The organism is Dactylosporangium siamense, assembly GCF_016862795.1.
Lineage (GTDB): Bacteria > Actinomycetota > Actinomycetes > Mycobacteriales > Micromonosporaceae > Dactylosporangium > Dactylosporangium siamense.
Window position 1 is genome coordinate 127,845 of the sequence record NZ_BONQ01000083.1, and the last position, 12,588, is coordinate 140,432.

The following is a 12,588-nucleotide window of genomic DNA, read 5'->3' on the forward strand; positions in this document are numbered from 1 at the left end:
CACGGCGGCCCCGGCGTGGCCGGAAACTGTCGCACCCATGGTTCAGGATGGGGGGCATGTCGGTGATTCGAGGCGTTGCGCAGTCTGTGGTGACCACTGTGCGGGCAGCACGGGTCGCCACCGTCGGCGGTGCCCGGGCCGGCCGCTTCGTGGGTCGCAACCTGCTGCGTGTCCGCGAGCGCGGCGCCGGCGGCGAGACCGGCATGCTCCGCCTGCTCGACCTGCACGCGGCGTCCTGCGCCGGCGACACCCTCGTCGCGCTCGGCCTCGCCGGCACCATCTTCTTCTCGGTGGAGGCGGGCGAGGCCCGCGACCGGGTGGCGCTGTATCTGATCGTGACGATGCTGCCGTTCGCGCTGCTGGCCCCGATCGTCGGGCCGGTCCTCGACCGCTTCCGGCACGGCCGGCGCTATGCGCTCGCCGTCACGATGCTCGGCCGGGCGTTCCTGGCGGTCCTGATCTCCGAGCACCTGACCGGGTGGGCGCTCTATCCGGCCGCGTTCGGCATGCTGGTGCTCTCCCGCGCCTATGGCGTGGCCCGCAGCGCCGCCCTGCCCCGCGTGCTGCCCAAGGGGCTCGGCCTGTCCGAGGCCGGGGCCCGCGCCTCCGTGTTCGGCACGTTCGCCGGCGCGATCGTGCTGCCGATCGGCCTGGTCGCGGCCCAGTTCGGCCCGCAGTGGCCGCTGCGATTGTCGATCATCGTCTTCTTCTGGGGCATGGTCACCTCGCTGCGGCTGCCGCCCCGCGCCGATTCAGACCCACCCGAGCAGGTCCCCCGCGTGCTGCAGCGCCCCAGCCACCGCGGCGCCAAGATCCTCTCCGGACGGCTCGTCGTCGGCGCCCTGATCGGCAGCGCGACCCTGCGCGCGCTGTATGGGTTCCTGACCCTGTTCCTCGCGTTCGCGATCAAGGAGAAGGTGCTCCCGGTCGGCCTCGGCCCGTGGCGGCTGTCGGAGCAGGTGGCGGTCGTGGTGGTGGCCGCCGCGCTCGGCATCGGCTCGTTCCTGGCCACCGCCATCGGCACCCGCCTGCGCATCCACCGGCCGGCCCTGCTGCAGGCGGTCGGCATCACCGTGGCCGCGTTCGTGGCCGTCATCGCCGCCGACCGGAACTCTCTGGGCACGGTGGCCCTGTTGTGCCTCGTCACCGCGATCGCCAGCGGCCTGGCCAAGCTGGCCGTCGACGCCTCGATCCAGGAGCGTGCCGACGAGCAGGTCCGGGCCAGCGCGTTCGCCCACTCCGAGACCCTGCTCATGGTCGCCTGGGTCCTCGGTGGCGCCGTCGGCCTCATCCCGTTCGGCAGCGACTGGGGCCTGATCGTGGCCGCCACGTTCATGGCGTTCGCGACGGTCCGCGCGATCTGGTCGGCGATCTCCCTGCGCAAGGAGCGCCTGCGTGGCGCCCCGCTCGACCATGACGAGCAGCCAACCGACCCGGTCGCGGCCACCCAGCCCGGCGGCTCGGCGGGCGGCCCGGACGGGCGACGTGGAGCTGACGCGACGACCGTGCCGCGACCGGCCAGCACGACCTCGGGCTCGACCGCGGGCCCAGCCGCCGGTGCAACCGCGGGCCCAGCCGCCGGCGCGGCTTCAGGGGCGGATGCCGGCGCGACCCGGCGGATGCCGTTCCAGGCCCGCTCCGGCGACGAGGCCCCGACCGCTGCCGCCGCCGGTCAGGGCGCCGAGGACGACCGCTCGCGGCGCCGCTTCGGTTGGCGCCGGCGCCCCTCCGCTGCCCCGGCGACCGCCCCGACCGGCTCCGGATCGTCGGCGGCCCGCAGCGGCGGCCAGGCCGGCGCTCGGCAGCAGCAGCCGGTCGACGCGACCCGGCAGATGCCGGCCGTCGACGTGGACACCGAGACGGCCCCGCTCGCACCGCCTGGATACACGCTGTACCGCCCCTCTGGCATGGACTCGACCCGACGCCTGGAGGATGACGACCGATGAGACCGTTCCTGGGATACGACCGCGCGCTGATCGTCACCGCGGTGGAGATCGAGCGGGCCACCGTGCTCGCCGGCCTCGGCATCGCCGACCCGCAACCCGACGACCTCGAGACCGGTGCGCCCGTCGTGGTCGTCGCCGCGGGCGTCGGCCCGGCCGCCGCGGCCGCCGTGACCGCGCAGTTCACCACGACGGCGGTCAACGACGGCCGCCCGTTCGGGGTGGTGCTGTCCGCCGGCATCGCGGGCGGCTTCGCCGGGCGGGTCGAGATCGGCGGCCTCGTCGTCGCCACCGAGAGCATCGCCGCAGACCTCGGCGCCGCCGGCCCGGACGGCTTCGAAAGCGTCGACGACCTGGGCTTCGGCACCGCCCGCCACGACGCCGACCCGGCACTGCTGCGCACCCTGCGCCTGGCCCTCCCCGAAGCCGTCGGCGGCCCCGTCCTCACCGTCTCCACGGTCACCGGCACCGCCGAGACCAAGGAAGCCGTCCAGAAGCGCCACCCGGACGCGGTCGCCGAGGGCATGGAGGGCTTCGGCGTCGCCACCGCCGCCCGGCTCTGGCCCGGCACCGCGTTCGGCGAGATCCGCACCGTCTCCAACGCCGTCGGGCCCCGGGACCGGGCCGCCTGGCGCATCCCGCAGGCCCTGGAAACCCTCCGCGAAGCCTTCGCCACCCTGGCCGGCCGCTGACCATCGACGAGACAGCCTGCGCCTCGCATCGTTGATCGAAATCGCGCACCGGCTGCGCGGACATCCCGCCGGTGACTTTGATCACCACGGACATCCACTCCCGGCGCGACACAGGCGAACAAAGAGGCTGATCCGGACACCAGCAGCGCCGGACCGGGCGGCGACCACGCGGCGTCGGTGCCGGAAATCCCACAACCCGAAGGATCCCCAGGGCACCTGACCCGGCGATCGCTCGACCCGTCGCGGGATCGGTTTCCCCGAACGCCACCCACCCGGTCGACAAGATCTTGCACAGATCGAAGTCGTGCGATGGCCAGAACCGATCACCAGGAAGATCCACCCCAGGTACGGAACCAGCAAGCCCCCACATCCATATGTGTCGAATGCGTTGTAAGGGTCACACCGGGCGTTTGGCGACTCGTCGTGCAGAGCCGCGCGACGGCGTTAGATTCGAGGTTGTGACGCTCTCCCTGGCCTTCTCGCCGTGCCCCAACGACACCTTCGTCTTCCACGCGCTGGCACACGGGCTGGTCCCCGGCACGCCGGCGTTCGACGTGACGTATGCCGATGTCGACGTCACCAACACCGCTGCCGAGCGGGGCGAGTTCGACCTGGTCAAGGTGAGCTACGCGGCGCTGCCGTGGCTGCTGGATCAGTACACGCTGCTGCCCTGCGGCGGGGCGCTCGGCCGGGGCTGCGGGCCGCTGGTCCTGGTGAAGGACCAGGCGATCACCAGCCTTGAGGGCAGGACGGTGGCGGTGCCGGGCGACCGCACCACGGCGTATCTGCTGATGCGCCTGTGGTCGGCAGGAGCGCCGCCGAAGCGGGTGGAGATCGTGCCGTTCGCCGAGATCATGCCGGCGGTGGCCAGGGGCCAGTTCGACGCCGGGCTGGTGATCCACGAGGCGCGGTTCACGTTCCAGCGGCACGGGTTGCACGCACTCGCGGACCTCGGGGAGTGGTGGGAGGGCGACACGGGCCTGCCGATCCCGCTCGGTGCGATCATCGCGCACCGCGACCGGGTCGACCCCGAGCAGGCGACCGCCTGGATCAAGGAGTCGGTGCGGCAGGCATGGGCCGACCCGGCCCGGAGCCGTGGCTACGTCCTGGCACACGCCCAGGAGATGGAGCAGTCGGTCGTCGACCAGCACATCGGGCTGTATGTCAACGAGTTCACGTCGTCACTCGGCCCGGACGGTCACGCCGCGGTCGATGCCCTGCTGACCAGGGCCGCCGCCGAGGGGCTGGTCCCAGCCACACCCCTCGTCGGCGCCTAGCGAAGCGGTCAGATAGCGAGGCGGTCAGACCTCCAGCTCGCGGGCCACCAGGTGGACCGCCTCGGCGACGGTCTTGGCGGTCTTGCGGTCGGGGAAGCGACCCCGCTGCAGGTCGGGTTGGATCTTCGCCTCGAGGACCCTGATCATGTCCTCGATCAGGCCGTGCAGCTCGTCCGGCTGGCGACGGCTGGCGACGGCGCGGGCCTCGGTCACCGAGGGCGGCGCGTCCAGGAGCTTGACGTGCATCGCCTGGCTGCCCTTACGGCTCTCGACCACCCCGAACTCGACCCGCTGGCCGGTCTTCAACTCACCCGCGCCGGCCGGCAGTGCCGCCTTGTGCACGAAGACGTCTCCACCGTCGTCGCTGGTGAGGAACCCGAAACCCTTCTCCGTGTCGTACCACTTCACTCGACCCGTCGGCACGCTGCCCTGCTCCCCAGTGTCTTGACCCGTCCCACCCACAACACCACAAGGCTAGTCACCGCTTCCCGCCCGGCCAACCGAGATCACGCCCCGGAGAAACGCCGGGAACGCGTGCAGATCGGGACTCACGAGGGAGGCTCCGGCGGCCTGCAGGTCAGCGGCGGAGCACGGTCCGGTCGTGACGCCGAGGACGGGTACGCCGGCCAGGACGCCGGCCTGCATATCGGCGACGTGATCGCCGACGTAGGCGGTGGCGCTGACGGAACGCAGTACCGACGCCTTCTCGGCGGCGAACACATCGCCATGGACCTCATCGACCGGAATGTCCAGATGCGCGAGATGCAGTGACGCGAGCCTGCCGAGCTTCGACGTGATCACCACGATCCGCCCGCCGGCCGCACGGACCGCCGCCAGCGCCGCCAGGGCTCCGGGGAGCGCCACCGCGGGTGTTATCGCGTGTTCCTCGTACAGGAGGCGATAGGTCAGCACCGCCTCCTCGACGGACTCGGGCGGGAACCACTCGGACAACTCCGTGCGCAGCGGCGGCCCGAGGCGGGACACGGCGAGGTCGGCGTCGACGTGCACGCCAGTACGCGCCGTGAGCGCCCGGTACGCGGCCGCGATCCCCGGCCTGGTGTCGAGGAGCGTCATGTCAAGGTCAAAGCCAATGACAACCGGTTGTTGAGACACCTTTAAGGATGCCCAGGTCACGATAGGTATGCCATCGAAATACACGCCGATCATGTATTGACGGGGTGAGACTCTGGCCACTAGCGTCACCAACACTTTTAGGAAAGTTTCCTAAAGGATCATCCAGGAGACGCGATGAAACGATCCGTCCGCAACGGCCTCATCGTCGCCGCCGCGCTGGCAGTGGCCGGGGCCGTAGTCCCCATCGTCACCACTACCGCCAACGCCGCCGGCAACCTCAGCGCAACGTTCACGGTCGACCAGGACTGGGGCAGCGGCTGGGGCGCCAACTACAAGATCACCAACGGCACCTCGAGCGCCATCAACGGGTGGACGCTTGAGTTCGACCTGCCCGCGGGCGGTCAGATCACGAGCTTCTGGGACGCCGACGTCGTGCGCACCGGTCAGCACTACGTGGCGAAGAACAAGTCGTGGGCCTCGACGCTCGCCGCCGGCGCCAGCTTCAGCTGGGGCATGAACGGCAGCGGCGCGAAGCCGCCGGTCAACTGCAAGATCAATGGCGTGACGTGCAGTGGTGGTACCCCCACCACCAACCCGCCCACGTCGAACCCCCCGACCTCCAACCCGCCCACGTCGCAGCCGCCGACCTCGCAGCCGCCGACGAGCCCGTCGCCGACGCAGAGCACGCCGCCGGCCACCGGCTCCAAGAAGGTCGTCGGTTACTTCGCCGAGTGGGGCGTCTACGGCCGCAACTACCACGTCAAGAACATCGAGACGAGTGGGTCGGCCGCGAAGCTGACGCACATCCTCTACGCGTTCGGCAACCCGGCCAACGGTCAGTGCGCGGTCGGTGACAGCTACGCCGACTACGAGAAGGCCTACACCGCCGCCGACTCGGTCGACGGCGTCGCCGACACCTGGGACCAGCCGCTGCGGGGCAGCTTCAACCAGCTGAAGAAGCTCAAGGCGATGCACCCGGGCCTCAAGGTCATCTGGTCGTTCGGTGGTTGGACCTGGTCGGCCGGCTTCACGCAGGCCGCCGCGAACCCGACCGCCTTCGCGAACTCCTGCTACAACCTGATCAACGACCCCCGCTGGGCCGGTGTCTTCGACGGCATCGACATCGACTGGGAGTACCCGAACGCCTGTGGCCTGCAGTGCGACACCAGCGGCCCGAACGCGTTCAAGAACCTGATCGGCGCCCTGCGCACCAAGTTCGGCTCGAGCAAGCTGGTCACGGCGGCCATCACGGCCGACGGCAGCAACGGTGGCAAGATCGACGCGACGGACTACGCCGGCGCCGTGGGCAACCTCGACTGGCTGATGCCGATGACGTACGACTACTTCGGTTCGTTCAACGCGGCCGGCCCGACCGCTCCGCACTCGCCGCTGAGCTGCTACGCGGGCATCCCGCAGGCCGGCTTCTGCTCCGAGGCCGCGATCAGCAAGCTCAAGGCCAAGGGCGTCCCGTCCAACAAGCTGCTGCTCGGCATCGGCTTCTACGGCCGCGGCTGGACCGGCGTCACCCAGGCCACCCCCGGCGGTAGCGCCACCGGTGCGGCGCCCGGCACGTACGAGGCGGGCAACGAGGACTACAAGGTCCTCAAGAACACCTGCCCGTCCACCGGCACCATCGGCGGCACCGCGTACGCCAAGTGCGGCAGCAACTGGTGGAGCTACGACACCCCGGCCACCATCACCGGCAAGATGAGCTACGCGAAGACGCAGAGCCTCGGCGGCGCGTTCTTCTGGGAGCTCTCCGGCGACACCACCAACGGTGAACTGATCACCGCGGTGAGCAACGGTCTGAAGTAACAACCCCTTCGAAAGAGGGCGGGGCCGTCGGCCCCGCCCTCTTTTGTCATACGGGCCGGTTAGCGTATGAGGTGAGATGACTACCTCGCTCGCAGACCATTTCCGCGCCCTGCCCGACGACGGGCTGATGGCGCTCATCCGGCTGCGCCCGGATCTGGTCATCCCGCCGCCCTCGGACTTCTCGGCCCTCGCTCATCGCGCGCAGTCCCGCGTGGCCGTGGCCCGAGCGTTAGACGGCCTCGACACGTTCACCCTCGAGGTCCTCGACGCGCTGCGCTACACGCGCATCGGCCACACCACGTCCACCGAGTCCGTGCTGACCCTCACCGCCGCCTCCGGGGTCGAGGCGGCCCGGGTCCGGGGCGCGATCGACCTGCTGGTGCAGCACGGCATCGCCTTCGGACACGACAGCGCCCTGCGCGTCGTCGGCGCCGTCGACGAGGTCTGCTCCCCCTATCCCGCCGGGCTCGGCCGGCCCGCCGCCGAGCTCGACCCGCTCGCCGGTGCCCTGGTCGCCGACGCCGCCAGGCTGCGCCGGACGCTGCTCGCCGCGCCGCCGGCGGCCCGTGCCGTGCTCGACCGGCTCGCGGCCGGCCCACCCGTGGGCACCGTCACCCCGGCCAGCCTGCGCTCCGACCCCGACTCCCCCGTCCGCTGGCTGGTCGAGCAGCACCTGCTGGTCGCCGTCAGCCGCGACGCGGTGGAGCTGCCCGTCGAGGTCTCCCTCGTCCTGCGCCGCGACGGCGGCCCCCTCGGCCAGTTGCACCCCGACCCGCCGCAGGTGCAGACCCCGACCCGCGACGCCGCGCAGCTCGACCGCGCCGGCGCCGGCCAGGTCCTGGAGCTGGTGCGCAACCTGGAGACCCTGATCGAGGCGATCAACGCCGACCCGCCGACCGTGCTGCGCTCCGGCGGCATGGGCGTGCGCGAGCTGCGCCGCTTCGCCAAACTCACCGGCGTCGACGAGCCGGCCGCCGCCCTCCTGGTCGAGATCGCCGCCGCCGCGGGCCTGCTCGGCGAGGAGATCATCGACAACAAGCGGGTCGAGAGCGTCTTCCTGCCGACGGTCGCCTATGACGTGTGGCGGGCCTTCGGCATCGCGGCCCGCTGGCACCGCGTCGCCGTGACCTGGCTGACGATGACCCGCGCCCCGTCGCTCATCGGCCAGCGCGACGACCGGGACCGCCCGATCAACGCGCTCGCCCCCGAGCTGTCCCGCCCCGGGGCTCCCGCGCAGCGCCGGGCCGCGTTGCAGGTCCTGTCCGAGCTGCCGCCCGGCGCCACCATCGCCCCGTCCGACGTCGTCGACCTGTTGTCATGGCGGACCCCACGCAGGGTCTCCCGCGGCGCCGCAGCGGTCGTCGAGGCCAATCTCGCCGAGGCCGCGCTGCTCGGCCTGACCGGCTTCGACGGGCTCACCGGCTTCGGCCGGCTGCTCCTGGACGAGGTCGTCTCCGGCAGCATCGACACCGACGACCCGCTCGGCCTCCACGCCCCCGACGGCGCCGCCCTCACCGGCTCCGCGGCCCTGCTCGACACGCTCCTGCCCGCCCCGGTCGACCACGTCCTGCTGCAGGCGGACCTGTCCGTCATCGTCCCCGGCCCGCCCGAGCCGACCCTCGCCGGCGAGCTCGAGCTCCTCGGCGTGCAGGAGTCCGCCAGCGTCCACCGCATCACCGCCGAGTCGGTCCGCCGCAGCCTCGACGCCGGCTACACCGCCGCCGACCTGCACGCCCTCCTGGCCCGCCGGTCCCGCACACCCGTGCCGCAGACCCTCACGTATCTCATCGACGACATCGCCCGCCGCCACGGCGGCATGCGCATCGGCTCGGCCAACTCCTACGTGCGCAGCGACGACGAGACCCTGATCGCCGAGGTCCTCGCCGACCGCCGCCTCCAGCCGCTGATGTTGCGCCGCCTCGCCCCGACCGTCCTCACCAGCCGCCACACCCCCGCGAGGCTCCTGGAGGCGCTCCGCGACGCCGGTTATCCACCCGTCCAGGAAGACGCGACCGGCGCCGCCGTCCTGACCCGCCCGAAGGCCCGCCGCGGCCCACCCCGCCCCAGCTGGGCACATCGCGGCATCGAGGACCCCGCCGCGGCGGCCCGGCTGTCCAGCCCACGGCTCGCCGGCGTCATCGAGCAGATCCGCCGGGGCGACGCCGCCGCCCGTGTCGCCCGCCGCGCCCCGGTCACCGTCCGCGCCAACGGCACGTCAACGGCCTCCCACACCGAGGCCCTGGAGGTGCTCCAGCAGGCGCTGCGGGACAAGACGCGCGTCTGGGTCGGCTACGTCGACTCCCACGGCGCGACCGCGTCCCGCCTGGTCAGGCCCGTGTCGATGGGCGGCGGCTACCTGCGCGCCGAGGACGAGCGGACCGAGATGCTGCACACGTTCGCACTGCACCGCATCACGGCCGCCGCCCCGGAGGACGCGTCCGGATAGGCGGCACTTTCATTGCTCCGGTCCGTCGTGGGCGCGATCCGCCGCTCCCGTCAGCCACCGGTCAGGCCGTGGACGGCCTTCCCTGCCAGGTCCGCGGACAGTTGCGCCGGCCGCGACCTGCCGGCCGCGACAAACCCCGCGGCCCGCCGGCCGGCCCGCATCCGCGGCCCGTCCGCCTCGGCCACGACGCGCCCGTCCCGGCCGCGACCGTTCACCGGCGCTCGTGATCACAATCCGGCCATCCTCACGACCACAGCACAACCTCAAAGTCGCAGCCTGGCCATCCACACGGGCTACAGCACGACATCGACCACGGAGGCTGGGCGCAGGCTCACCGCGGTCAGGCACGATCGTTGATCAAAGTCGCGGGCCGGCCATCCACACAACCACGGCACGACATCGATCACGACACCGGGACACCGACCACACCGGCCGCGGACCGGCCGCTGATCGAAGTCGCAACCTGGCCGTCCACACGGGCCACAGCACGACATCGACCACGGAGGCTGGGCACAGGCTCACCGCGGTCCGGCACAATCGTTGATCAAAGTCACGGGCTGGCCATCCACACAGCCATCCACACAACCACGGCACGACATCGACCACGGGGGCCGAGCACAGGCTCACCGCGGCTTGTCCGATCGTTTGATCGAGGTCGCAATCCGGCCATCCGCACGACCACGGCACGACATCGATCACGACACCGGGACACCGACCACACCGGCCGCGGACCGGCCGCTGATCGAAGTCGCAGCCTGGCCATCCACACGGGCCACAGCACGACATCGACCACGGAGGCTGGGCGCAGGCTCACCGCGGTCGGGCACAATCGTTGATCAAAGTCGCGGGCCGGCCGTGCGCGTGGTGCTTGGCAGCGGGCGGGTCAGTCGGCTGCGCGAGCGGCGCCGATGATCGAGACGATCAGCAGGATCGCGGCCAGGCTGCCCACCGTCTCGCCGATCGCGTCGGTGAGCGGGCTGCCGAGCACGAGCCACGACACCAGGAACCAGGCCAGACCGAGGGCGCTGACGGCACCGACGCCGACCATCGCCAGGGGCGAGAAGCCGGCCGCGGCCTCATCGTCCACGGTCGATGCCGAGGCACCTTCCAGGTCGGTCATCCTCCACAGCGTACCGACTCATCGCCCGCTGTCACGGTGTCGATCAGCCTCGACGGATGGATCCGATCACGGAAACGATCAGCATGAGCACGAGGATCGCGCCGAGCGACTCGCTCACGGCGGTCTGCACGTCGGTGTGTGCCACCTGGGAGGACAGCAGGAACCAGCCGACGGCCACCATCACCGCGGCGAACGCGCCGAACGTCAACGCCGCCCTGTCGCCCAACCGCCGACCCACGCAGACCAGTCTACGGAGGTGGAGCGGACGACGCGCCCGCCCCCGATACGCCGATCGGTCATGCGGTAGCCGGCCCCCGCGACCACACCGCCATCTTCCGATCCGAACGCGCGCGTCCGACCTCCACCACCGCCGTGCTGGCACAACAGCGACACGACAAGCGATGGAGGCGAATCGGATCGCGTCCATCGCAAGGCAGTCACTACGAGAGACGCAACGAGACCCCTCGCAGGTTGCACGGTTTCCGAACCTCCCACATTTCGGGAACTGTCACAGGTGCGTGCGACACTGGTCCGGTGCCCGAAGGTCCACTGATCGTCCAGTCCGACAAGACCCTGCTGCTTGAGGTCGACCATCCCGACGCACTGGCGTGCAGGATGGCGATCGCGCCGTTCGCCGAGCTCGAGCGCTCGCCGGAGCACGTGCACACCTACCGCTTGACGCCGCTCGGCCTGTGGAATGCGCGTGCCGCCGGGCACGACGCGGAGGGGGTCGTCGACGCGCTGCTGCGGTTCTCCCGCTATCCGGTGCCGCATGCGCTGCTCGTCGACATCGCCGAGACGATGGACCGCTATGGGCGGCTCCAGCTGCTCAATGACCCTGTGCACGGGCTGGTCCTGCGCGGACTGGACCGGGCGGTGCTGGTCGAGGTCGCGAAGAGCAAGAAGCTCGCCGGGATGCTCGGCGCCAACGTCGACGCCGACACGCTCGTCGTGCACGCGTCCGAGCGCGGGCGGCTCAAGCAGGCCCTGCTCAAGCTGGGCTGGCCGGCGGAGGACCTCGCGGGCTATGTCGACGGCGAGGCGCACCAGATCGACCTCGCCGAGGACGGCTGGGTCCTGCGCTCCTATCAGCGTGAGGCGGTCGACTCCTTCTGGGCCGGCGGCTCCGGCGTTGTCGTCCTGCCCTGCGGCGCCGGCAAGACGCTCGTCGGCGCGGCCGCGATGGCCGAGGCCAAGGCGACGACCCTGATTCTGGTCACCAACACGGTCGCCGGTCGGCAGTGGAAGCGCGAGCTGATCGCCCGGACCAGCCTGACCGAGGAGGAGATCGGCGAATACTCCGGCGAGCGCAAGGAGATCCGTCCGGTCACCATCGCCACGTATCAGGTGCTGACGACCCGGCGCGGCGGCGTGTTCCCGCACCTGGACCTGTTCGGCGCCCGCGACTGGGGTCTCATCGTCTATGACGAGGTCCACCTGCTGCCCGCCCCGATCTTCCGGTTCACCGCCGACCTGCAGGCCCGGCGCCGGCTCGGCCTGACCGCGACCCTCGTCCGTGAGGACGGCCGGGAGGGCGACGTGTTCTCCCTGATCGGCCCGAAGCGCTACGACGCGCCGTGGAAGGACATCGAGGCACAGGGCTGGATCGCACCCGCCGAGTGCGTGGAGGTCCGCGTCACGCTGACCGACGCGGAGCGCATGGCGTATGCGGTCGCCGAGCCCGAGGAGCGTTACCGGGTCGCCGCGACGGCCCGCACGAAGCTGCCCGTGGTGCGCGCCCTGGTCGAGCGGCACAAGGACGACCAGATCCTGGTCATCGGTGGCTACATCGACCAGCTGCATCAGTTGGGCGAGTTCCTGGACGCGCCGATCGTGCAGGGAGCGACCACCAACAAGGAGCGCGAGCGCCTGTTCGACGCGTTCCGCACCGGCGAGCTCAAGACCCTCGTGATCTCCCGCGTCGGCAACTTCTCGATCGACCTGCCCGAGGCCGCGGTGGCGATTCAGGTGTCGGGCAGCTTCGGCTCCCGCCAGGAGGAGGCCCAGCGCCTCGGCCGCGTCCTGCGCCCGAAGGCCGACAAGCGCCAGGCCCACTTCTACACGGTCGTCGCCCGCGACACGATCGACACCGAGTATGCCGCCCATCGGCAACGGTTCCTGGCCGAGCAGGGCTACGCGTACACGATCACGGACGCCGACGACGTGCTGGCCCCGTAGCACCGAGACCCAACCACTCCGCGGCCCCGATCCAACCCGGCCA

General features: G+C 71.3%; 10 protein-coding genes and 1 pseudogene. 6 read left to right on the top strand and 5 right to left on the bottom strand.

Features of this window, described 5'->3' with window-relative positions:
- Nucleotides 1–47: 47 nt before the first annotated feature.
- From Dsi01nite_RS27490 to Dsi01nite_RS27500, 3 genes and pseudogenes are all read left to right on the top strand, one after another.
- Nucleotides 48–1,631 (top strand): annotated as a pseudogene (locus Dsi01nite_RS27490) (MFS transporter); the annotation flags it as partial.
- A gap of 311 nt (nucleotides 1,632–1,942) precedes the next feature.
- Complete coding sequence (locus tag Dsi01nite_RS27495; protein WP_203849165.1) at nucleotides 1,943–2,635, top strand: futalosine hydrolase; 693 nt, start codon at nucleotides 1,943–1,945, stop codon at nucleotides 2,633–2,635.
- A 458-nt stretch (nucleotides 2,636–3,093) separates the two neighbouring features.
- Nucleotides 3,094–3,912, top strand: a complete 819-nt coding sequence (locus Dsi01nite_RS27500) for a 1,4-dihydroxy-6-naphtoate synthase (RefSeq protein ID WP_203849166.1) — start codon at nucleotides 3,094–3,096, stop codon at nucleotides 3,910–3,912.
- 24 nt (nucleotides 3,913–3,936) lie between these two features.
- Here the strand turns inward: Dsi01nite_RS27500 and Dsi01nite_RS58430 are convergent, their stop codons facing one another.
- Both Dsi01nite_RS58430 and Dsi01nite_RS27510 read right to left on the bottom strand, forming a co-directional pair.
- Nucleotides 3,937–4,335, bottom strand: coding sequence for a cold-shock protein (locus Dsi01nite_RS58430; protein ID WP_203849167.1), 399 nt, complete (start codon nucleotides 4,333–4,335; stop codon nucleotides 3,937–3,939).
- A 51-nt stretch (nucleotides 4,336–4,386) separates the two neighbouring features.
- Entirely contained in the window at nucleotides 4,387–5,079 is a 693-nt protein-coding gene (locus Dsi01nite_RS27510; protein ID WP_203849168.1) for an HAD family hydrolase, read from the bottom strand.
- Nucleotides 5,080–5,160: 81 nt separating this feature from the next.
- On the opposite strand from Dsi01nite_RS27510, the gene Dsi01nite_RS27515 reads away from it, so the two are divergent.
- Complete coding sequence (locus tag Dsi01nite_RS27515) at nucleotides 5,161–6,801, top strand: glycosyl hydrolase family 18 protein (RefSeq protein WP_203849169.1); 1,641 nt, start codon at nucleotides 5,161–5,163, stop codon at nucleotides 6,799–6,801.
- 76 nt (nucleotides 6,802–6,877) lie between these two features.
- Nucleotides 6,878–9,247, top strand: coding sequence for a helicase-associated domain-containing protein (locus tag Dsi01nite_RS27520; protein ID WP_203849170.1), 2,370 nt, complete (start codon nucleotides 6,878–6,880; stop codon nucleotides 9,245–9,247).
- A 50-nt stretch (nucleotides 9,248–9,297) separates the two neighbouring features.
- Here Dsi01nite_RS27520 and Dsi01nite_RS27525 read toward each other — a convergent pair whose 3' ends face one another.
- From Dsi01nite_RS27525 to Dsi01nite_RS27535, 3 genes are all read right to left on the bottom strand, one after another.
- Nucleotides 9,298–9,462, bottom strand: a complete 165-nt coding sequence (locus tag Dsi01nite_RS27525) for a hypothetical protein (protein WP_203849171.1) — start codon at nucleotides 9,460–9,462, stop codon at nucleotides 9,298–9,300.
- Nucleotides 9,463–10,130: 668 nt separating this feature from the next.
- Nucleotides 10,131–10,367, bottom strand: a complete 237-nt coding sequence (locus Dsi01nite_RS27530) for a hypothetical protein (RefSeq protein ID WP_203849172.1) — start codon at nucleotides 10,365–10,367, stop codon at nucleotides 10,131–10,133.
- 43 nt (nucleotides 10,368–10,410) lie between these two features.
- Nucleotides 10,411–10,605 carry a hypothetical protein gene (locus Dsi01nite_RS27535; RefSeq protein ID WP_203849173.1) on the bottom strand — a complete coding sequence of 65 codons (195 nt, stop codon included), beginning with the start codon at nucleotides 10,603–10,605 and terminating at the stop codon, nucleotides 10,411–10,413.
- Nucleotides 10,606–10,901: 296 nt separating this feature from the next.
- Between Dsi01nite_RS27535 and Dsi01nite_RS27540 the strand changes: the two genes are divergently transcribed.
- Nucleotides 10,902–12,545 carry a DNA repair helicase XPB gene (locus Dsi01nite_RS27540; RefSeq protein WP_203849174.1) on the top strand — a complete coding sequence of 548 codons (1,644 nt, stop codon included), beginning with the start codon at nucleotides 10,902–10,904 and terminating at the stop codon, nucleotides 12,543–12,545.
- Nucleotides 12,546–12,588 lie beyond the last annotated feature (43 nt).

What these genes read in the sequence shown, in the direction of transcription:
- Dsi01nite_RS27510 (WP_203849168.1), bottom strand. Translation starts at nt 5,079, where the DNA reads ATGATCGGCGTGTATTTCGATGGCATACCTATCGTGACCTGGGCATCC.
- Dsi01nite_RS27495 (WP_203849165.1), top strand. Translation starts at nt 1,943, where the DNA reads ATGAGACCGTTCCTGGGATACGACCGCGCGCTGATCGTCACCGCGGTG.
- Dsi01nite_RS27520 (WP_203849170.1), top strand. Translation starts at nt 6,878, where the DNA reads ATGACTACCTCGCTCGCAGACCATTTCCGCGCCCTGCCCGACGACGGG.
- Dsi01nite_RS27530 (WP_203849172.1), bottom strand. Translation starts at nt 10,367, where the DNA reads ATGACCGACCTGGAAGGTGCCTCGGCATCGACCGTGGACGATGAGGCC.
- Dsi01nite_RS27515 (WP_203849169.1), top strand. Translation starts at nt 5,161, where the DNA reads ATGAAACGATCCGTCCGCAACGGCCTCATCGTCGCCGCCGCGCTGGCA.